Raw genomic sequence first — 20754 nt, 5'->3', positions numbered from 1 at the left:
CTTTGGAGGTGAGTGGATTATGATGCATGAGAAAGTGTTTCTAGGTTGTTTGATGCAGGAAAATCCTTTAATTAATGACACGGTTATTCGGCCAGATCATCTTCAAGATTTACGTCACAAACAATTGTATTCAAAAATGGTGGAGCTTCATTCCGCTGGCAAGTATTTTAACTTAATCGCCTTATCCATGCTTCCGGACTTAGAAATCTATGGCGGTATCAGTTACTTAAACGAGCTCAATGCCTTTTGTGATCTTGAAAAATTTGATGAGGTAGAAGAATTAATTTTGGACGCATGGAAGGAACAGCAAACGCAAATGATTTTGACCAAGGCAACCTTTGAAAAATGGGAGAGTGCCAGAGTTATAGACGAGTTGGAAAAAATCGAAAACCTAAAACTGAAAAATGGCACGACCATCTCTGAAGGATTAGCAGCGATTTACGAAGCACCTTGGGAGGAAAAAGAAGATACGACAGGAATAACGACCGGTATACAAGCATTGGATGACATAACAGGGGGTTTTCAAGAAGGAGAAGTCACGATTCTAGCTGCCCGACCTTCCATGGGGAAAACCGACGTGATGCTTCATTTTGCAAAAGAAACAGGTTGGGCCGGGTATTTACCGATTCTTTTTTCATTGGAGATGCCTGAAAAACTGATTATTTCCAGATTGGTAGCCTCTACCGGAAATATTAATCGAGTTAAAATGCGGAATCCTTATAAGTTTTTAAAACCGAAGCAAAAAGAAAAATGGACGACCATTATCGCAAATCTTGATGAAACGAACATGATTATATTTGATGAATCTGGACAAACGATTCCTGAAATGAGGGCACAAATCAGAAAATTGATGTATGAATATCCGGATCGGAAACCGGTTGTCTTTATCGACTATTTAACATTGATTCGGCCGATTAACCCGTACTTTGGCAATACGCATCAGCAAGTATCAGAAATCTCACAAGGTTTAAAGAAAATGGCAAAGGATTTTCATATACCGGTCATTTGTTTAGCCCGACTGAACAGGAGCGTGGAAACGAGAAGCAATAAACGACCGCTTATGTCTGATATCAGGGAGTCAGGAAGCATTGAACAGGATGCTGATGTAATCATTTTCCTGTACAGGGAGAAGTATTATGACAGAGAGATTACCGATAACTCGCTCGAACTTATCATTGCCAAAAACCGCAACGGCCCGGTCGGAACCGTAATCGTAAAATACAACGAACACACCGGCAAAATCGAGTCAAGGTGAGGCTAGGGGACGGTTTTCTCGTCTTATAGTGAGGCCGGACAAGGTCAAGGTGACAAGGTCCCACAGCCCAGTTCGGTCATGGGGGCGAATCCTCGACTAACCTGAGCCCATTCTTCGGGGACATGACCAATCTCCCCCTCGCCCCACCCTCGGACCAACAGCGGGCAGAACTTAATCCAACGAATAAAAGTGATGAGGTGATAATGAATGACACTGAAAGAATTTTATATGGATTGTCTTTATTATGAAGAACATATTCTCGTCTACTACATTCAGCACCTACTCTCGGAAAATAAAATTTCACTGGAAGACGATGTTTCAAAGCTCGATTTCAATCAGGCAGACCAAGATAAAGTGGCGGAATTGATTCGAAAAAACCCGCTCGGTTTCCGAAAAATTTACGTCTTTGAACTGAAGGTGGATGGTGGTGGCGTTGTTTATATTTTTGCGGCAAATGAGCAAGATGCAATCAATTTATTTAAAAGAACATTTCGAAAAGCACCGCTCGAACTTGATTATTGCCCGCTTGATACAGAAATAATTGTAGGAAACAAAGTCATGACCTTTCGAGAGCTAAAAAGAACATATAATCACTTTCCTACCTTCATTTCGTTTGGGTAAAGGTGAAGGTTCAGATTCATCGGCCCAATCACATAAGGGAGCTTCTCCATAATGAGAGGCTCGCAAATATTAATATCGTAATATTGAACTTATCTATTCAAACACTTGATTTAGGTCTAATTTAAAATCGGGAAAAAGATGAACAGAAACGGTATCTTCTTTTGTATAGACTCCCTGAAATTTGTATTGGTTATCAATTAAAAGATATACTTCTACAGAATTGTTAACCGGGTCAACAAGCCAGTATTCGTTTACACCTGCTTTTTCGTAAAGTTGATATTTCTTCCAACGGTCTAACTTAACAGATGAAGGTGAGAGGATTTCGATTATCATATCCGGAGCACCTTTACACCCCTTGTCATCCAGTTTTTCCTTATTGCAAACAATGGATAAATCGGGTTGAACAACATTATTGATCTCATCGTCTCGTTTGTTATCCGCCAAAAGTCGGACGTCGAAAGGAGCGAAAAATACTTCACATTCCTTTCCTCTCAGGAAAACTGAAAAAGCTGTAGCTAACTCTCTGAGTACCTGTTGATGCCTGCGTGAAGGAGCAGGAGACATATTGAAAATTTCCCCATCAATTAATTCAATCCGTTCACCTTCATTCCACGTTAAATAATCGGCATATGAATATTTCTTTTTTTCGCTCGGAATGGCCATACAATCATCCCTTTCAACTTTTCCTTAACGATATTTTATCATAGCACAAAACATTATACATCATTATGTTAATATTACTTGGAGACAAAAGTTGAATTTATCGTTACGCCGGACGAACCGTTACGCCGATAGCTCAACTTTTGTCGTAAGAGGTTAGATTCCCCTTTGACAATAGTTTATTTTATGAAATCCATTTCAGAGCAAGAAAAAATAATCAAAGAAAATCAAATCAGGCAAAAATTGACATGAAACCCATTTCATAAATTAAAATGAGACTAATAATAATCTTTTTCTTTATTGAAAAATTTTTATAAGGTGAATGGTGAAATGACAAATATTAAAGATGTGGCAAAAATGGCTGGGGTGTCAGTTACAACTGTATCCCGGGTGTTAAATAATCATCCTTATGTTAGTGAAGCAAAAAGAAAAGCTGTAATCCATGCGATTCGAATGACAAATTATCAAAAAAATATAAATGCCGTTCATTTGATTAAAGGGAAAACAAACTTAATTGGTGTTGTTCTCCCATATTTTGAACATCCTTATTTCTCTTTAGTGCTAAAAGGAATAACAAATCAGGCAATCAAAAAAAATTATAAGATCGTCTTATTTCAAACGGACTATCGGGAGGAAAGGGAAATAGAAGCCCTGCAAATGTTAAAGCAAAAACAGATTGATGCGCTAATTATTTGTTCCAGAGCAACCGATTTGTCAATCATTGAAGATCATCTACAATTTGGTCCAATTGTTTTATGTGAGGATATAAAAAGCAGGAAATTTTCAACAACCTTTGTCAATCATTATACCGTTTTTCATAAAGCATTAGCATTTTTGTACGAAAAAGGTCATCGAAAAATTGGTTATTGCATCGGTCGAACATCAGGGACAAATAGTCATATGAGAGAACTTGCCTATCGAGAGTTTCATGAAAAATATCATTTGCCATATCGCCCGGAATATATCATTGATCAGTGTATATATTTTGGGGATGGAGAAAAAGTTATTGAAAAATTAACCACGATGATGGATCCTCCGACAGCATTGTTGGTAACCAGCGATCAGGTTGCTGCGGGAATTGTCATCAGTTGTCAAAAAAGGAAAATATCGATCCCGGATGATTTAGCAATTATCGGCTTTAATAATGAACCGATTGCCGAAATGATGAACATAACCACCATTGAAATTCCGTTAATGGAAATGGGGAAAAACCTCTTTCTCCAAGCAATAGATGAAGAAATATCCAGTAAGGAAATCATCGTCAAACTAATAGAGAGAGGAACTGTATAACTTGTTGAAGACTAAATACTAATGGAGAGAAAAGGGACTGAGGGACAGTTGGGGTGCATTGGAAAAAATGTAAGAAATTACTTACCGGACAAGAGCAGGGTTAAGAGTAGCTTTCCATTCGATCCACATGAGTAACAAGGGAGATTGCTAAAAAAGATGAAACCCTATCAAGCAGTGAATCGTATATTAAATAAAGAGTTTTTTGAGGGTAATTATGATAAGAAAAGCGCAGAGCGCCCGCTTAGCGACGTACAAACTGGCCGGCTAAAAGCGGCAACGTCCTGTTGCAACGCATGTCTGACCACGTCCTGTGGCCCGACCTCCCCGCAATGAGAACAGATTTGCTTCCTCGAATAGACATTGAACGAAGAAAAAGCGAATGCATTTTCGAGGACTCTGAATAATCTTCCTTGAATAAGCATCGCACGAAGAAAAAGCGAGTAGCTTTTTCTAAGGAAAAGGAAACACGGCGAGGGACGAGCCGATGTTGACTTATCGTAGTGAAGCTACTCCTAGAGTGAACTTCATGAGTAATCTTCCTTGATATACTTCATGAAGCTTTGCGACGAGCTGAACATCCGCTTCCTCGAATAGGCTATGGCGCAGGAGCACATTAAAGGGGAGTTAGTTTCTCAGTCGCTGGCGCTCGGAGCTAGACAATAAAACTGATCCCGAGTTATTTACCTGTATTTTTATACTTTCTTATACTATAAAAAAGAATTTCATGTTATTTTTGATTGCCATTTGTGTATTGATGTGAATGCTAAACTAAAGTAGACCATTCCTGCTAGATAAAAATGAACACTTTTACTGAGATATGGGGACAGGTATTTTGCATTTGATAGGTGTTGCCCCGGGGAGGGGCAACACCTATCAAATACATCGACGCTATTCCCCTGATAATAATTCCCTCGATACGATATAATAATATAGTTTGATTTATATTGTTATGGAGGAAGTAAAGGTGGACAAATGGGAAATGTACATGAAGATCAAGCAATTAAAAGAACAAGGATTTAAGATAAGAAGAATAGCCAGAAAGCTTGGTATATCAAGAACCACAGTATATAAATATCTGGAAAAGTCTCCGGAAGAAATGGCTTTGTGGGAGGCCTCAACAAAGACTCGAACTAAGAAGCTCGATGCTTATGAAATGATTATTCATACTTGGCTGAGTGAAAACCCAGATGTGTCTTCGGCACAGATCCATGATTGGTTGATGGAGCACTACCCTAAACTAATTGTTGGGGAAAGTACGGTACGTAGTTATGTCAAAGAACTTCGTGAAAAATATGCCATACCAAAAGAAACACATCAACGGGTTTATCAAGCGATACCTGACCCGCCAATGGGGCAACAAGCTCAGGTAGACTTCGGGAAAACCAATCAGAAAACGCCTCAAGGTAAATGTGTAAAATTGTATTTTATAAGCTTTGTGTTATCGCATTCTAGATATAAGTATGTTGAATGGCTGGACAGGCCTTTTACGACAAAAGATATGATTCGCATGCATGAGCACGCTTTCCAATACTTTGGAGGGATGACCGATGAACTGGTATATGATCAGGATGCCCTGCTCATGGTAAACGAGAATGCGGGAGATTTAATTCTGACAAAGGAATTTCAGTCTTATCGGGAAGCGAGAAAATTGAAGGTCTATTTCTGCAGAAAAGCTGACCCGGAAAGCAAAGGGCGAATTGAGAATGTCGTTGGTTATGTGAAGGGCAATTTCGCCAAACACCGCATCTTTCAAAATATTGATCAATGGAATGAAAGCTGCATATCCTGGCTGGAGAGGACTGGGAACCGAAAAGTGCATAATACAACAAAAAAAAGGCCAGTTGAAGTGTTTACATTGGAAAAGCAACACCTCAAACCGGTTATCAAAGAAATTACTACTACAAGTATTAATTCTAGTATAACAAGAACAGTGCGTAAGGACAATACGATCGTCTATCAATCCAATCGCTATTCGGTTCCTCTCGGAACCTATCAAAAAGATAAAGATGTCTATATTGAAATAACAGCTGAGAATCGTCTGGTAATACGTGAACAAACAGATGGGCCAGTTATTGCCAACCATATCATTTTATTCGAGAGAGGAAAACTTATACAAGATAGGCAGCACACACGAGATCGTACTAAAGGGATAGCTGCGTATATTTCCACTGTATCTTCGTATTTTACAGATGAAGAAAGGGCTAAAGCTTTTCTGGAAGAAATTCATCACAGATATCCACGTTATGTTCGGGATCAGCTGGGAATCGTTTTAAAGATGTCTAAAGCTTCTGATCAAAGAACTAGGGATGAAGCATTGTGCGAATGCATCAAACGTGGGATATACAGTGCGAGTGAATATAGTGACGTACTGGCATTCATTCAGCGACAGCAGCAACAAAAAGAGGAATTTAAACGGGCAGAAGAGGAGATTAAGGCATTGCATGGCATAGAACCTTCACTTCTGGATACACAGCCGGAGAACCGGGAATTAGCACAATATTTGGATGTGTTGAAAGGAGCAACAAAGTATGACACAGTCACTTGAACAACTTCAGCAGCAGCTTCGAACATTGCGATTATCAGAGACGGCAAATCATTTGCCATCTCTGATTCAAGAAGCTGAATCACAAGATTGGACATACCGCACTTTTCTGGAACATCTGACTAGCTATGAGTTGGAACGCCGTGATGAGAAATTGATTGAAAAACGATTAAAATGGGCAACGTTTCCGTTTTACAAGACAATAGATGCATTCCAAGTAGACGAGCAACAATCGCTAAGTAGGAGACAGATCAATCAGTTAAAAGAATTCACATGGCTTGATCAGCTTTTTAATTTAATTATTCTGGGACCGCCTGGAGTAGGAAAAACACATTTGGCAACGGGATTAGGGATAGAGGCAATTCATCAGGGCTACAAAGTTTCTTTTATCTCCATGGGGCAGCTTATCCAAACATTGAAGACGGAAGATGTTACCCGAAAATCACAAACAAGAATGAAGCGCATCCGGGATTCAAACCTGGTCATCATTGATGACTTGATGTTCATGGCCATGGATTCACGGGAGGCAAATTTGTTTTTCCATTTAATTAACGACTTGTATGACAATGCTTCTGTCATTCTAACTTCTAATAAGGGCCCAAATGAATGGGGTGAACTATTGGGGGATCCAGGTATTACGACAGCTATTTTGGACAGATTATTACACCGAGCAGAAGTCATCCATTTTAGGAACGATGACAGCTATCGCATGAAACATCGATCATCCATTTTTATGAAAAAAAGTGTTCAAAATTAATTAGCAAAAAGTGTTCAATTTTACTTGACGGCTACACCATAAAAAGGAGATGTTAGTTTTGACACTTTCTGTAACTAATGAGGATATGTTAAGAGCTATTGATTATAACAATATTGATTTTGTCATGCATTTTCGGCATTACAACGGCGATAAAGGATATTATTATTCAAAAAATTTAAAATATATTTCTATTCGAGACTACCATCGTATTGTACAAACTAACTTTTCTAATGAAAATGACATAGTAGACCTCATAAACCAATTACGAATGAGCAACAAGTTATGGAGTTGGATTGTAGGACCTACATCTAAGCCTTATAATTTGTGCCAGATTTTAGAACAGAACCATTTTAAAAAACAAGCTGAGTTGACAGGAATGTACTTAGACCTCAATAACTTAGGTACTGATTCTGCAACTGATTTTCAAGTGAAAAAGGTATGTGTCAATGACGATATTGACGATTGGTTTGACATATTTATACAGGGATTCGGTATCACTGCAAAACACTCAGAGAGAATAAAAACATTGCGTTATATATATACGGAGTTAATAAATGAAGAAAATCAACTATTTCATATGTATTTAGGAATCTACAAAAATAAGCCTAGTGTTTGCTGTTCGACTTTTGCAAAGAACGGAAATGTTGGAATTTACGACTTAGCTACTATACCAGATATGAGAAGAAAGAGACTCGCCTCTTCGATGATCAATAGCATCTTAAATCAGTTTCGATCCGACGGTAACCGATTTGCGGTCGCAACTGCTACGGATTCAGGTGAACTATTATTTACAAAACTAGGATTTACACCAGTAGGGAAATTTCCTTTGTATAAAATATCACAAGGTATTGTTAGATAACCCATTATGTTAAATTTTAATTTACAAAAAGTAGTGATAGTTATTGCTATAATAGCTGCTAACATTCCTGTTAGTGGCAATCAGAAAATGTACAGTTTGGCAACTAAGTGTATGCATCTATTTCTGCATAATTATAACTTGATATGGAGTGGCGGTCATGATAGGATCTTTTTCCGAACCATGCAACTTGCCCCTTTGCGTAGAATCATAACCGCAGAGGCTCCATGTCAAGTAACGTGGTGTATGAGTTAATATTTCAGTTAAACGGATACTCTTATTTTCCATTTGGTATATTTTTTAATTTCCAAAAATAAACATTCCGTTAGTTAGGGCTTGCTGAATAAGCAAAAGTTCCAGATTTGACAAGGATTTTGGCTACTTTTGTCGAATATAAAGTGTAAGGATTTCAAAGGAAACACGTAAAAAACCTTGCACTTGGAGGCTGTTACGATGTACAAAAAGACCGAACATCAATTAACTTTTGTAGATGATTTTTTTCTACCATTCGGTGGGAAATTAAATAAAGAAAATCGCTGGGTCCGTCTTGCTGAAATGATTCCTTGGTGGATGGCCGAAGAAAAGTATGCCAAGTCCTTCAAGAAGAAATTCAAAGGCGAAAAGGCTTATTCTGTCAGAATCGCTCTTGGGGCTCTTTATATCAAAGAACGGCTTGGGCTGTCTGACCGGGAAACAGTCGAACAGATCACAGAAAACCCGTATCTTCAGTATTTTATCGGCTTGCCTGAATTCCAGGAAAAAGCCCCATTCGACCATTCTCTGATGACTCGTTTTAGAAAACGTTTGGGCGCAAATATCATCAACGAACTGAATGAATGGATCGTTCTGGAAGAACAAAAACGCCAATTGGAAGAAGCATCTAAGGAAAACGACAACAATGATGATCAGGATCACGACGATGACGATCATGATGATGAAGATCGTAATGATCATTATCATGATCGTGGCGATCTTCAGCCTTCCGGTTCCGATTCAGAAAAGCATTCAACTGAATCGGCTTCTCCCAAAACGAAGAACAGAGGAAAGCTCATTTTGGACGCAACCTGTGCACCGGCTGATATTGCTTACCCTACAGACCTTGGGTTGTTGAACGAAGCCCGTGAGAAATTGGAACATATCATTGATGTCCTGCATGAACCACACAAAGGGAAATTACGTAAGCCACGGACCTACAGAAAAAGAGCCCGCAAGGACTATCTTTCTGTCGCTAAGCAACGTAAAGCTGGCGCCCGGAAAATCCGGAAAGCTGTAGGCAAACAGCTCGGATATGTGAAACGAGATCTGGAGATCATTAAAAATCTTGTTTCCCAAAGCTCTCTGTCTCTTTTAAGCAAAGATGAATACAGGCAACTTCTCGTGATTCATGAACTTTACCGCCAACAGGCAGAAATGTACAAAAAGAAAACACACCGGGTTGACCACCGGATTGTAAGCATTTCCCAGCCACATGTCCGTCCAATTGTGCGCGGCAAGGCAAAAGCGAACGTGGAGTTCGGTTCAAAAGTCGCCATCAGTGTCGTAGATGGTTATGCCTTGATTGAGCACCTCGACTGGGAAAATTACAATGAAGGGACCACTCTCAAGGAATCTGTTGAAAACTACTACAACCGGTTCGGATTTTATCCGGAAGCGATCTTGGCAGATAAAATTTACCGAAACCGTAATAATCTGGCATACTGCAAATCTCTTGGCATTCGTCTGAGTGGGCCAAGGTTAGGACGCCCATCCAGAACGGAAGACAAAACCTTGGAACGCGTCGCAAGGCAGGATGCCTCTGAACGTAATGCCGTTGAAGGCAAATTTGGCGAAGGCAAGCGCAAGTATGGGCTGGGCCTTATTCGAGCACGCCTTCAGGAGACCAGCGAAACAGTAGTAGCCCTTCAATTCTTCATACTGAATCTGGAGCGCAAGCTCAGGGTTCTTTTTTTGAAATTTTTACACAACACTATTTTATATTTTGATAATCGGAATTTGGCTTGTATCTGACCAAATTTGATTCGTTCAGCAAGCCCTAACTATAATTCATATATCTGAATCCGTGAACAAGCCCCTTGGTTCCATATTCCCGGAGGGCAGACGCTCCAGATCCAACTCTGACTTGATTTCACTGTGATACTGTTCGCATGTGCCATGGTTACGATAGAGTGGGATGATCACATGGATCGGTACTTCAAGCAAGGTCAGTACGTTTCAAATTCATATTCCGGCATTAAAAAAATTTGACCGTTTCTGCTAATGGCTCTTTCAATCACTTTGAAAACTTTTCTCATGCTTCGTTTCTTCCTATTCACTTCAATTGTTGTAGGGATCAATTCAAGGTAGACTTTCTTCCCTTCCCGTTCTTCGCTTAAAAAGATTCAAATTATCCCATGAATAAACAAACACTTCTGCAATGTTCTCTCATCTTCTGCTTCTATTTACCTATTTGCTTACATTCGCTAAATTGACAATATTCCCACTGTACTGGATAATAAAACTATATAGATTTTACGAAAATTGGGGTGTAAACATGAGTGCCATTCCGCTTATGAATCTGCAGCTTTCATGGAATCAGGATGGTTTTGAAGGCCAGGCGATGAGCCGGTGACACAATGAAAATTCTTGATGTAAAATTGTTTGAACAAGTTGTCACGGATACGCAAAGTGCTTTAAAGGAAAAATCCGAACAGATTACGGACCCCCAGCAGGCAATTGATTCGTTTGTGAACATGGAGGGTGCGTTTAAAGACAAGGCTGGCAATACCATGCATGGCTATTTCCGGGATTTTCACCAGCCGTATCTCTTGTACCTGCAGTCGTTTTTATCCGAATACAACGAGCAGCTGAACAAGGTTCTAAAAGATCTGTCTGCTTTCGAATCATCTGGAATTTTTGTTTATTCAGCAAGCCCAAATTTTTCTAAAAAAAGCCTTTACATTTTTTTTGGAAAATGGTAGACTGCTTCTAGGGGAGGGGAAATAAATAGCTAAGGAGAGTGTTGAATATGGAAAATACATTAGTTAAGCTTAATGTTAAAAATGTTGTAGTAGCAAGTTTAGTAAGTATGTTTTTATTATCTTTAGTAGTAACTTCAACTCAGCTTGGTGTAAGCTCAGTTGAAATTTCAAATGTTGGGGCTCATCTTGCAGCTAAATTAGGTATTAAATTATCTACTGCTGGCTTAGCTATTGACCTGTTGTCAGGTGGTTCTACAGTTTGGGCAGTTATAGGAATTATCTTTGGTGCATCAGGAGCAGGAGTAGGCGTTTCAGCAGCGCTTTTTGCAGCTAAAGCAATGATTAAGAAAAAAGGTAAAGATGTAGCTAAAGCTTGGTAATCTAATCTTATTTACCCCCCTAACTGGTAAGATTAATTACAAATTAAACACATGATCCCTTAAGCCCAGTTTCAGTATTTGTAGTACAACACTACAAATACTGAAGCTAATTATGAGCTATTGTAATTTTCTCGCACTTAAAAGTATGGTTTTACATTAATTAAATAACTTAAATAAAATCTAGATAGATTTACTGTAATAAAAAATAAAGTGAGTTGAAACTATGTTTATTTTAAAACTTAATAACTGGAAAAAAATTTATAGTATCTATTTTTACGAAAGAAAATCAAATATAAGAAAATTATTCGATGATTGGGGACTAAGTGTTTCGTTAAAACGATTAAAATTTTGGTTTATAATGTTGGCTGTCATACTATTTTCTTTAATTTTTATATTGTCTTTCTACTTCAAAGACAACTTTAATAAAACCAATGTGTTCTCGTTTTCTTTATTATTATTAATTGCAAATATAATGTTCCAAGCCTTGTCCTTTTACAATAATAATAAAGTTTATTTTTTATTAGATACAAACAAAACGCTTTTTCAGAGCAAGGAATTTAGAATATTAAGGTTGCTATCAAGATTTTTAGAAACAAGCGTTAAGAGTACCCTATTCTATTGGATTTTATTATTTTTCCCGTTTTATTTAGGTATTTTAAAAAGCTATGAACCTGCTGGGATATTTGCATTAGTTATAGCCACTTTTATATACTTCTTAATTAGTCTATTTATAAATTTTTTATTTAGCTTTTTTATTTTTCTATTTTCGAAATTGTTTCAATCTTTAATCGTAAGCAATATACTAAATTTTGTATTGTATATCTTCTCATGTATTTTTCTTTTTCTATTACCATTTACTTTATTAAGTAAAATATTAAAGCAAGAAGAATCACTAGTTAAATTCCAAGTTATCGTTGAGGGATCTTTTTTCCACACATATAATTTAAACCACCATTTAAAAATAAATGAAAATTTTATATTACCTTTAATATCAATCTTAATATTAGGATTAATATCAAACTTATTAATGTTAACCGTATGGTACTACACTCTACACAAAATAGATTTACTGCCTTACATGAACAATAAAGCTAGTTTCAAACCTAATTATAAAAGAAGTCCATTTGTTAAAAACAGATACCCTTTCTTTGTGAAAGATTATATCTATCTTACAAGGCTTAATGAATGGTGGTGTGAACATCTAGGGAGGACATTTGCTGTTTTAGCATTAATCTCTGGAATATCTATTCCTCTTATTAAAATATTTTTGTCGTCTTCATCAGCTTTATATTTCGTTTCAATTACTATTTTATTTTCTATATATATATATCAAATAGTCGGGGATTCCCTCAGGATTTTACTTGCTGTAGATCATGAGACTAAAAATATGCAACTATTCATTAATCGTAAAGTTACACTGTGGGAAATAGTGAGTGAAAAATTAAAAATATACCATATATTTGTTCTTACTGTTACCTTATTAATGATCATCTTATCCATATTTTTAATAGATGTTAATCCCTATCGCATACTATTAATTATATGCATTTCCTATACGTTTGGAATACTGTGCGGTATAGTTCAAATTGCTACTACAGCTTTGTTTCCTAAGAAAAATTGGGAGCATTTTTATGAGATAGGTGATTCTAAGAAAGCAGCTTTTTATAATGATACACTTAACACAATTCTTATAATTGTATATTCCTTTATTCCTATAAGCATCTATTTTACGGAAGAGCATTTTAAAACATCATTTGAACCAATGGCTATATCTATAACAATAATTTTAATTTTCATTACATTCTTAGTGTATAAAATCACCAAATTATACTTGTTGAAATTTGATTTAAAGGAGATTGTTTTTAACAATGATTGAAGCTATAAATATTAAAAAAAACTTTGGGAAAAAGAAAGTACTGCAAAATATCTCTTTTAGAATAAATAACGGTACTATATATGGGATTGTTGGAACTAATGGAGTAGGAAAAACGACATTGTTAAAGATTATTTCAGGGATGACAAAGCCATCAGAAGGATATATAAAGATTAGTAATAATAATGAATCCTCTTCGGGGAATTCTAAGATTGGATTCGTTCCAGATACCACGGCGTTATATAACTATCTAACAGGGGAAGAATATCTTTATTTTGCAGCAAGCATCTTAGGATTATCGAAAGAACAAAGTACTACTATGATAAGCAAATTACTTCATGACTTTAATTTATTTCACTCAAAAGATCAATTGATATCTAACTACTCTAATGGAATGAAACAAAAAATATCAATAGCTGCTGCTCTTATCTCCCATCCAGACATTCTTTTATTAGATGAGCCACTTACTGGTGTCGATATGATAAGTTCTAATATTATTAAAGACCATTTGAAAAATCTTTGTTCCGAGGGAAAAACAGTAATTCTTACTACACATATGTTAGAGCTAGCACACAATATTTGTCATAAAATAGGTATATTGCATGAGGGCATATTGGTTACAGAATTTAATGTTAAAGATTTTAGTATCAAAGAATTAGAAATCAAAATAAAGGATATTTATATAAATGAGGTTAATAAAGAAATTAATTACTAGTTCTCAAAAGGATTCGTTTCTCTTTCTAATTTCTCTTTTATGCTTAATTTTAGGTTTAATTTTAGGGTTCTTATTTAATCTTAAACAATCTGACATAACTACTCAAGAAGTCTATATACCTGATAGCGCAATAAAATTATTTACTAATAATATATCTGCTATGGGTAACATAGCTATAGGTTTTTTTTCTTTCGGTATCATTTCCATAATCTTATTAATATCAAATGGTGTATTTATAGGACTTACAGTCAGTGAGAAACTTTCTAGTGGTACGAGTATATTGGAAATTATAATCAAGATTCTTCCACATGGAATATTTGAGATACCAGCTATAATAGCGAGTGGAGTTATTGGATTAAAGAGTATGCAACTTCTTATCAGGATATTATTTTCAGAAAAGAAATTCAGTGAAGAATTTGTAACTATGGTAAAAGACATTTTTGTTTTACTAATAGTAGTCATCTTTCTAACAATAACCTCTTCTATTATAGAAATCTATATCACACCTTAACATATTACAGGAGGTTCATAATGAATAAGAAAATTTTGAGTTTCACAGAAACAATTTTATTTTTATTAGGTTTAATCCTTGTTTTTTTTACAGGTTTCTCTTCTATAGGACTAATACTAATAACAATCTCTATAGGTATAACGTGTATTCAATTAGCTGACTCACTTAGCAATAAAGCATTAAAAATTTTCGCCTATTTGATACCTGTAATATTAATAATTACAGTTATTGCATTTATATATTAAGGATATATATATTAAAAATCTATAAGAGGGTGTTACAATAATGAAAAACAATTCCATTAAAACAAAGACAATCTTGTTCAATTTTTTAATTATTTTATCCTTAGTCTCTCTTTTTCAGATAAGTATCTTTAAATACTTAAATAACTTGTTGACTTCCTCAAGTGAAAATTTATCAGGGCTACCTGTTTTAACAATATTAATAATAGTATTATTACTAAACCTTCTAGCAATTACCATAAGTATTCTTATTTCTAGCTTAATAGCGTACTTTTTCGGTATAATTTTCGATGCTAATGCTACAAAAAAAACGTTTATTTATATTTTAAGTGCAGCTAATATAATCATTTATTTAATTAATATACCGTTATCTATTTTTAATTTTTTAAATAATAATCCCACTAAAATAATACTTTTAAATAACCCTTTGTATTTATTTTTAAATCCATTAATATATATATCCATATATGTGCTATACAAGCTACTGAAACAATATACACAACTGTCTCAACGAGTATTAATTGTATATTGTGTGTGTTTCTATTTATTAAAAATTGCAGGAGTAGCTGTTTCTCAACTTCAAGGATTATAATTATCCCAGATTACGAAAGTAAAATAGTAATTTAGGGCTTGCTGAATAAGCAAAAATTCCAGATTTGACAAGGATTTTGGCTACTTTTGTCGAATATAAAGTGTAAGGATTTCAAAGGAAACACGTAAAAAACCTTGCACTTGGAGGCTGTTACGATGTACAAAAAGACCGAACATCAATTAACTTTTGTAGATGATTTTTTTCTACCATTCGGTGGGAAATTAAATAAAGAAAATCGCTGGGTCCGTCTTGCTGAAATGATTCCTTGGTGGATGGCCGAAGAAAAGTATGCCAAGTCCTTCAAGAAGAAATTCAAAGGCGAAAAGGCTTATTCTGTCAGAATCGCTCTTGGGGCTCTTTATATCAAAGAACGGCTTGGGCTGTCTGACCGGGAAACAGTCGAACAGATCACAGAAAACCCGTATCTTCAGTATTTTATCGGCTTGCCTGAATTCCAGGAAAAAGCCCCATTCGACCATTCTCTGATGACTCGTTTTAGAAAACGTTTGGGCGCAAATATCATCAACGAACTGAATGAATGGATCGTTCTGGAAGAACAAAAACGCCAATTGGAAGAAGCATCTAAGGAAAACGACAACAATGATGATCAGGATCACGACGATGACGATCATGATGATGAAGATCGTAATGATCATGATCATGATCGTGGCGATCTTCAGCCTTCCGGTTCCGATTCAGAAAAGCATTCAACTGAATCGGCTTCTCCCAAAACGAAGAACAGAGGAAAGCTCATTTTGGACGCAACCTGTGCACCGGCTGATATTGCTTACCCTACAGACCTCGGGTTGTTGAACGAAGCCCGTGAGAAATTGGAACATATCATTGATGTCCTGCATGAACCACACAAAGGGAAATTACGTAAGCCACGGACCTACAGAAAAAGAGCCCGCAAGGACTATCTTTCTGTCGCTAAGCAACGTAAAGCTGGCGCCCGGAAAATCCGGAAAGCTGTAGGCAAACAGCTCGGATATGTGAAACGAGATCTGGAGATCATTAAAAATCTTGTTTCCCAAAGCTCTCTGTCTCTTTTAAGCAAAGATGAATACAGGCAACTTCTCGTGATTCATGAACTTTACCGCCAACAGGCAGAAATGTACAAAAAGAAAACACACCGGGTTGACCACCGGATTGTAAGCATTTCCCAGCCACATGTCCGTCCAATTGTGCGCGGCAAGGCAAAAGCGAACGTGGAGTTCGGTTCAAAAGTCGCCATCAGTGTCGTAGATGGTTATGCCTTGATTGAGCACCTCGACTGGGAAAATTACAATGAAGGGACCACTCTCAAGGAATCTGTTGAAAACTACTACAACCGGTTCGGATTTTATCCGGAAGCGATCTTGGCAGATAAAATTTACCGAAACCGTAATAATCTGGCATACTGCAAATCTCTTGGCATTCGTCTGAGTGGGCCAAGGTTAGGACGCCCATCCAGAACGGAAGACAAAACCTTGGAACGCGTCGCAAGGCAGGATGCCTCTGAACGTAATGCCGTTGAAGGCAAATTTGGCGAAGGCAAGCGCAAGTATGGGCTGGGCCTTATTCGAGCACGCCTTCAGGAGACCAGCGAAACAGTAGTAGCCCTTCAATTCCTCATACTGAATCTGGAGCGCAAGCTCAGGGTTCTTTTTTTGAAATTTTTACACAACACTATTTTATATTTTGATAATCGGAATTTGGCTTGTATCTGACCAAATTTGATTCGTTCAGCAAGCCCTAAATATGGTGGCAGTTATTTTTGGTTTCCTCGCACTTTGCATATCGTTAATAACAGCCGTCATTGCCGTTATCGATTTTAAAAAGTAGATTTCCATAGTTGCGTTTTAAGCCACATTTATTAACAAGAAATAAAAACATATTTATGAACGAGGTTTTATTATGAATGAAGAGACAGCTAACGGGAAGAAAAATCTCATTATTGCTTTGATTATTATTGCCGCCCTTTTTGGAGTGCTGTGCTTGGTAATTGTTTTAAGGACGAATGCAAGTTTAAAAAGCGAACCCCATTACGAGCAATATGTGGTCAAATATACTCCGGCGTTAGTTGAAACAGGGAAGGTTTCAGCAAAGCAGACACAAAATTTGCAAATACCGGATGGTACAGTACAAAAAGTAAATGTACGGAACGGTGATGAAGTGAAAAAAGGGGATGTTCTCTTAACAACCCATAATATCGAAATCATAGAGAAGATTACTGAGGTGAAACAGAGTATTTTAAAAATGCAGCGCGACTTAGCGGTTCAAAAACAAAACATTGCTTATCTTAAAAAGAAATTATCAGCAGTACACCAAGAAGAGAATAAAGAGGAGCTAAATCTTGAAATTGCAAGAGATCAGAATACCTATCGAGATACAGAAGCTGGTTTGCAAAATCAACAGGATCAATTAAATCAGCTGGAGAATAGAGTGGAGGGCAGATTAAAAGCACCGTTTGATGGTGTGATGAGTATGTCCACTAATAATAGCGGCCAATCGCAATACAGCATCAGCTCGGATGCTTTAGAGGTCCAGTCGAGTGTTTCCGAATATGACTATGACAAGTTGCGTGTAGGGAGTAAAGTGGTTATTAAGGCCTTGGCAAACGGGAAGAGGCAGACCACAACCATTCAGTTTATTTCCAAAATACCCTCAAAAACCGCTACTAAGAAAGGCTTTTCAATGTATGACTTCACGGTCGATGTGGATCGCCGCTTTATGGCAGGCCAAAGCGTGCAAATCACAATACCACAAAAGCAAATAAAGCTTCCGAGCAAAGCCATTATAAAAAAGAATGGTCAAACGGCCGTTTATTTAGTCGTAAATGGAAAAGCACGTTTTCGCACTGTGGCAGTAGAGAAACAGAACGGTTTCTACACCCTCAAAAGCGGATTGCACCCCGGCGATCGTATTGTGGCTGATCCGGACAAACGACTAAAAGATGGAGCGAAGGTGAACTGATTGATTCGATTAGAACGGCTCAACAAGTATTATCAACAAGGAGATGAAAAAATTCATGTGCTGAAGGATATTTCTTTGGAAATTAATCAAGGAGAGTTCGTGGCAATTATGGGGCCGTCGGGTTCGGGCAAATCAACGCTCATTAATATCATTGGCTTTCTTGATAATCAATTTGAGGGTGAATACTTGTTTAAGAGGAATTCGGTAATTGGCAAGTCATCAAAAGACTATGCAAAGTTGCGAAATCAAAACGTGGGCTTCGTTTTCCAAAATTTTAAACTGATTGCGAATTTAACGGTTGCTGAGAATGTTGGTTTACCGTTGCTTTATGCCGGATACCGCCGAAAGGACATCGGCGAACGAGTGAATAATGTATTGCAAAGTGTGCATTTAAAAGGAATTGCTAAAAAGTTGCCGTCCCAGCTGTCGGGCGGCCAGCAACAGCGTGTTGCCATTGCCCGCGCCCTTATATCCAAGCCAAGTTTCTTACTGGCCGATGAGCCCACAGGCGCACTTGACAGGCATACTTCGCAAGAGATTTTAAAACTGTTCCTTGACTTAAATCAAAAATTACGATCCACCATTATTATGGTTACGCACGATTACCAAGTTGCCAGCCAGAGCCAACGTATGATTCAAATTATGGATGGCCGGATTGAAAGCGATAGGAGCGTCAGCAAATGAGGGCAGCCGAACTGTTTTTTACTGCAATACGTTCGCTTTTGGCGAATCGAAGGCGAAGTATTTTAACAATGTTGGGCATCGTTATCGGCATTGCCTCGGTGATTACGATTATTTCCTTAGGTAAAGGCGTTGAGAAAGCAACTCTTAAAAATTTACAGGCGTCCAATTCGGGCAAGCAGTCAACTGTCGTGGAATATTATGCTGACGATTTGAACGCGGCCGAATCTGGTTTTAATGAGTCGGATCTATCGTTATTAAATTCCGCCGGGGCAAGCTTCGGACTGGCAGAGGCTCATATTATTAACGATGACAATGGGACAGTCGATGTCCAGGCTTCGCTAAATGGTAGCGAACAAAACGTAACAGTAAAGCTTCTTAAACGTTCTTCTTCGGAACAAGAGATTTCTGCTGGCCATAATATCTCTCAAAATAATATCACATTCGCTGATCCTGTTGCTTTAATTTCAAAAAAATTGGCGGCTTCTATTTATATTCAACCCAATCGTGCCTTAGATACGGCTGTCATCGTGAATGGGATTAGCTACCATGTTATCGGAGTCTTTGAAAATGCCGATGATTTTCATGATATAATGATTCCCAAAAAGGTTTATAAGAAAAGTAATATCAGCAACGTGGGAAATAAATTAAAACTGGTCTTCAATCGCGGGGAAAACGTCAGTAAACAAACAAAAAAAATCGTCAGCCTGCTCAACAAGCAGGGCAGCCATCATTTGCAGGGGAGCTATGAGCATATAGAAATGGGGCAAATCTTGAAAGGCATTGGATCAGTCATTAACAGTTTAACCTACTTCATTAGCGCAATTGCCGGGATTTCGCTGTTTATTGCTGGGATTGGGGTAATGAACATGATGTATATTTCTGTCTCTGAACGTACCCGGGAAATTGGCATTCGTCTCGCTATCGGCGCAACCCCAAAGAATATCCTATTCCAGTTCCTTTTGGAAGCGGTGTTGTTGACGGGAATAGGCGGCTTGATTGGTTTTGGGATAGGTGGTGGACTCGCGTGGCTCATTTCGCTCTTCTTACCTTTCCGTGCCGTGATCGGTGTAGGAAGCTTTTTACTCGCTTTTTGCGTCTCTACCTTTGTCGGCATTCTATTTGGCATATTGCCGGCTAAAAATGCAGCCAATAAGAACTTGATCGATATTTTGCGTTAGGATGTTGATTGGAAGAATACAGTGGTCTAAACAATGATGAATGTGCAAAGTAAAATGTCCTAACCGGACCCCTTCTTCGAACGAAGTGGCCATGCGTGCCCTTTCGCGTATTTTTTCCCGGGTAGGCCAAGTCACTTTTTCACAAGGAAGACAAGGTTTGTCCGCCAAATGTTACTTGGAAAAATGGGCTGAAAAAAATAAAAAAATTTTTGAAATGAAGGTTGACAATTCTTATTTTCAGCATTAAGATAATAATCAATCAATGAAACATTTTTCAGGCGATGAAGAAGAAGAGTAACCTGTGTGGATTCCGAAGAGAGCCGGTGGGTGGTGCGAACCGGTGATGACGTGCAGGCGAATGGGCTTCCGAGCTTCCAAACCGAAACGATTCCGGAGTAGACTTTGGCGAATGCCTTATCGTTACAAAAGGCAGGTATTACGGTTTTTCCCTGATACCGTCAAAGCCGGGCTGATCAAGCCAATAAAGGTGGCACCGCGGGTTCCCCGTCCTTTACATGGATTGGGAACCCTTTTTGCGTTCCGTTAAAAAATTCCATAAAAGAAAATCGCTGAGTAAGAAGAGTATGCAAATGGCAAGCGTTCCAGAGAGCCGGCGCGGGTGGGAGTCCGGCACGATCCGCCTTTGCAGAATGGGCTTACGAGAGGTTTCCTGAACGGTGAGTAGG

General features: G+C 37.7%; 18 protein-coding genes and 2 other annotated features (1 of these 20 only partly in view). Of the genes, 17 read left to right on the top strand and 1 reads right to left on the bottom strand.

Features of this window, described 5'->3' with window-relative positions; all coding sequences use genetic code 11:
* Positions 1–19 precede the first annotated feature (19 nt).
* The gene (locus tag NSS95_RS12635; protein WP_064505188.1) at positions 20–1255 is read left to right on the top strand and encodes a replicative DNA helicase; all 1236 of its coding nucleotides are present in this window, start codon (positions 20–22) and stop codon (positions 1253–1255) included.
* Between the two features lie 207 nt (positions 1256–1462).
* Positions 1463–1876: a hypothetical protein gene (locus NSS95_RS12630; RefSeq protein ID WP_041903402.1), complete on the top strand. Its 414-nt coding sequence runs from the start codon at positions 1463–1465 to the stop codon at positions 1874–1876.
* A gap of 93 nt (positions 1877–1969) precedes the next feature.
* Here the strand turns inward: NSS95_RS12630 and NSS95_RS12625 are convergent, their stop codons facing one another.
* Complete coding sequence (locus NSS95_RS12625) at positions 1970–2539, bottom strand: Uma2 family endonuclease (protein ID WP_041848315.1); 570 nt, start codon at positions 2537–2539, stop codon at positions 1970–1972.
* A gap of 327 nt (positions 2540–2866) precedes the next feature.
* Here NSS95_RS12625 and NSS95_RS12620 point away from each other — a divergent pair, with 327 nt between their 5' ends.
* From NSS95_RS12620 to NSS95_RS12550, 15 genes are all read left to right on the top strand, one after another.
* The gene (locus tag NSS95_RS12620) at positions 2867–3826 is read left to right on the top strand and encodes a LacI family DNA-binding transcriptional regulator (protein WP_061577576.1); all 960 of its coding nucleotides are present in this window, start codon (positions 2867–2869) and stop codon (positions 3824–3826) included.
* A 949-nt stretch (positions 3827–4775) separates the two neighbouring features.
* Entirely contained in the window at positions 4776–6371 is a 1596-nt protein-coding gene (gene istA, locus NSS95_RS12615; RefSeq protein WP_407067035.1) for an IS21 family transposase, read from the top strand.
* Entirely contained in the window at positions 6355–7125 is a 771-nt protein-coding gene (istB, locus tag NSS95_RS12610; protein ID WP_035191190.1) for an IS21-like element helper ATPase IstB, read from the top strand. The genes istA and istB overlap by 17 nt, the downstream gene beginning before the upstream one ends.
* A gap of 58 nt (positions 7126–7183) precedes the next feature.
* Positions 7184–7984, top strand: a complete 801-nt coding sequence (locus tag NSS95_RS12605) for a GNAT family N-acetyltransferase (RefSeq protein WP_061574706.1) — start codon at positions 7184–7186, stop codon at positions 7982–7984.
* Positions 7985–8434: 450 nt separating this feature from the next.
* Positions 8435–9988, top strand: coding sequence for an IS5 family transposase (locus tag NSS95_RS12600; protein WP_211062260.1), 1554 nt, complete (start codon positions 8435–8437; stop codon positions 9986–9988).
* Positions 9989–10593: 605 nt separating this feature from the next.
* Entirely contained in the window at positions 10594–10938 is a 345-nt protein-coding gene (locus NSS95_RS12595; RefSeq protein WP_061577740.1) for a T7SS effector LXG polymorphic toxin, read from the top strand.
* 47 nt (positions 10939–10985) lie between these two features.
* Entirely contained in the window at positions 10986–11318 is a 333-nt protein-coding gene (locus tag NSS95_RS12590) for an uberolysin/carnocyclin family circular bacteriocin (RefSeq protein ID WP_061577741.1), read from the top strand.
* Between the two features lie 223 nt (positions 11319–11541).
* The gene (locus NSS95_RS12585; protein ID WP_061577742.1) at positions 11542–13194 is read left to right on the top strand and encodes a hypothetical protein; all 1653 of its coding nucleotides are present in this window, start codon (positions 11542–11544) and stop codon (positions 13192–13194) included.
* Positions 13187–13906: an ABC transporter ATP-binding protein gene (locus tag NSS95_RS12580; RefSeq protein ID WP_340713928.1), complete on the top strand. Its 720-nt coding sequence runs from the start codon at positions 13187–13189 to the stop codon at positions 13904–13906. Before NSS95_RS12585 ends, NSS95_RS12580 begins: the two co-directional genes overlap by 8 nt.
* On the top strand, positions 13878–14417 hold the full coding sequence (locus tag NSS95_RS12575; RefSeq protein WP_061577744.1) for a stage II sporulation protein M: 540 nt from the start codon (positions 13878–13880) through the stop codon (positions 14415–14417). Before NSS95_RS12580 ends, NSS95_RS12575 begins: the two co-directional genes overlap by 29 nt.
* Before the next feature lie 20 nt (positions 14418–14437).
* Positions 14438–14662 (top strand): hypothetical protein, encoded by a 225-nt coding sequence (locus tag NSS95_RS12570; protein WP_061577745.1) that lies wholly within the window; start codon positions 14438–14440, stop codon positions 14660–14662.
* A gap of 744 nt (positions 14663–15406) precedes the next feature.
* Positions 15407–16960, top strand: coding sequence for an IS5 family transposase (locus NSS95_RS12565; protein ID WP_265114716.1), 1554 nt, complete (start codon positions 15407–15409; stop codon positions 16958–16960).
* Positions 16961–17147: 187 nt separating this feature from the next.
* Positions 17148–18206, top strand: a complete 1059-nt coding sequence (locus NSS95_RS12560; RefSeq protein ID WP_340713927.1) for an efflux RND transporter periplasmic adaptor subunit — start codon at positions 17148–17150, stop codon at positions 18204–18206.
* Positions 18207–18890: an ABC transporter ATP-binding protein gene (locus NSS95_RS12555; RefSeq protein WP_014097348.1), complete on the top strand. Its 684-nt coding sequence runs from the start codon at positions 18207–18209 to the stop codon at positions 18888–18890. It abuts the gene before it with no gap.
* Positions 18887–20068 (top strand): ABC transporter permease, encoded by a 1182-nt coding sequence (locus NSS95_RS12550; protein WP_017551428.1) that lies wholly within the window; start codon positions 18887–18889, stop codon positions 20066–20068. The genes NSS95_RS12555 and NSS95_RS12550 overlap by 4 nt, the downstream gene beginning before the upstream one ends.
* A gap of 272 nt (positions 20069–20340) precedes the next feature.
* Positions 20341–20583, top strand: a binding site (T-box leader).
* A 45-nt stretch (positions 20584–20628) separates the two neighbouring features.
* Positions 20629–20754, top strand: a binding site (T-box leader); it runs 123 nt beyond the window's last position.

The organism is Weizmannia sp. FSL K6-3076, from assembly GCF_038007245.1.
Lineage (GTDB): Bacteria > Bacillota > Bacilli > Bacillales > Bacillaceae_C > Weizmannia > Weizmannia faecalis.
The sequence above is the reverse complement of the archived record's forward strand: the minus strand, read 5'-3'. Positions and strand labels throughout refer to the sequence as shown.

Bases quoted from the DNA above. Each gene is read 5' to 3' on its own strand.
- NSS95_RS12635 (WP_064505188.1), top strand. From the start codon at position 20: ATGATGCATGAGAAAGTGTTTCTAGGTTGTTTGATGCAGGAAAATCCT.
- NSS95_RS12630 (WP_041903402.1), top strand. From the start codon at position 1,463: ATGACACTGAAAGAATTTTATATGGATTGTCTTTATTATGAAGAACAT.
- NSS95_RS12625 (WP_041848315.1), bottom strand. From the start codon at position 2,539: ATGGCCATTCCGAGCGAAAAAAAGAAATATTCATATGCCGATTATTTA.
- NSS95_RS12620 (WP_061577576.1), top strand. From the start codon at position 2,867: ATGACAAATATTAAAGATGTGGCAAAAATGGCTGGGGTGTCAGTTACA.
- istA (WP_407067035.1), top strand. From the start codon at position 4,776: ATGGAGGAAGTAAAGGTGGACAAATGGGAAATGTACATGAAGATCAAG.
- istB (WP_035191190.1), top strand. From the start codon at position 6,355: ATGACACAGTCACTTGAACAACTTCAGCAGCAGCTTCGAACATTGCGA.
- NSS95_RS12600 (WP_211062260.1), top strand. From the start codon at position 8,435: ATGTACAAAAAGACCGAACATCAATTAACTTTTGTAGATGATTTTTTT.
- NSS95_RS12595 (WP_061577740.1), top strand. From the start codon at position 10,594: ATGAAAATTCTTGATGTAAAATTGTTTGAACAAGTTGTCACGGATACG.
- NSS95_RS12590 (WP_061577741.1), top strand. From the start codon at position 10,986: ATGGAAAATACATTAGTTAAGCTTAATGTTAAAAATGTTGTAGTAGCA.
- NSS95_RS12585 (WP_061577742.1), top strand. From the start codon at position 11,542: ATGTTTATTTTAAAACTTAATAACTGGAAAAAAATTTATAGTATCTAT.
- NSS95_RS12580 (WP_340713928.1), top strand. From the start codon at position 13,187: ATGATTGAAGCTATAAATATTAAAAAAAACTTTGGGAAAAAGAAAGTA.
- NSS95_RS12575 (WP_061577744.1), top strand. From the start codon at position 13,878: ATGAGGTTAATAAAGAAATTAATTACTAGTTCTCAAAAGGATTCGTTT.
- NSS95_RS12570 (WP_061577745.1), top strand. From the start codon at position 14,438: ATGAATAAGAAAATTTTGAGTTTCACAGAAACAATTTTATTTTTATTA.
- NSS95_RS12565 (WP_265114716.1), top strand. From the start codon at position 15,407: ATGTACAAAAAGACCGAACATCAATTAACTTTTGTAGATGATTTTTTT.
- NSS95_RS12560 (WP_340713927.1), top strand. From the start codon at position 17,148: ATGAATGAAGAGACAGCTAACGGGAAGAAAAATCTCATTATTGCTTTG.
- NSS95_RS12550 (WP_017551428.1), top strand. From the start codon at position 18,887: ATGAGGGCAGCCGAACTGTTTTTTACTGCAATACGTTCGCTTTTGGCG.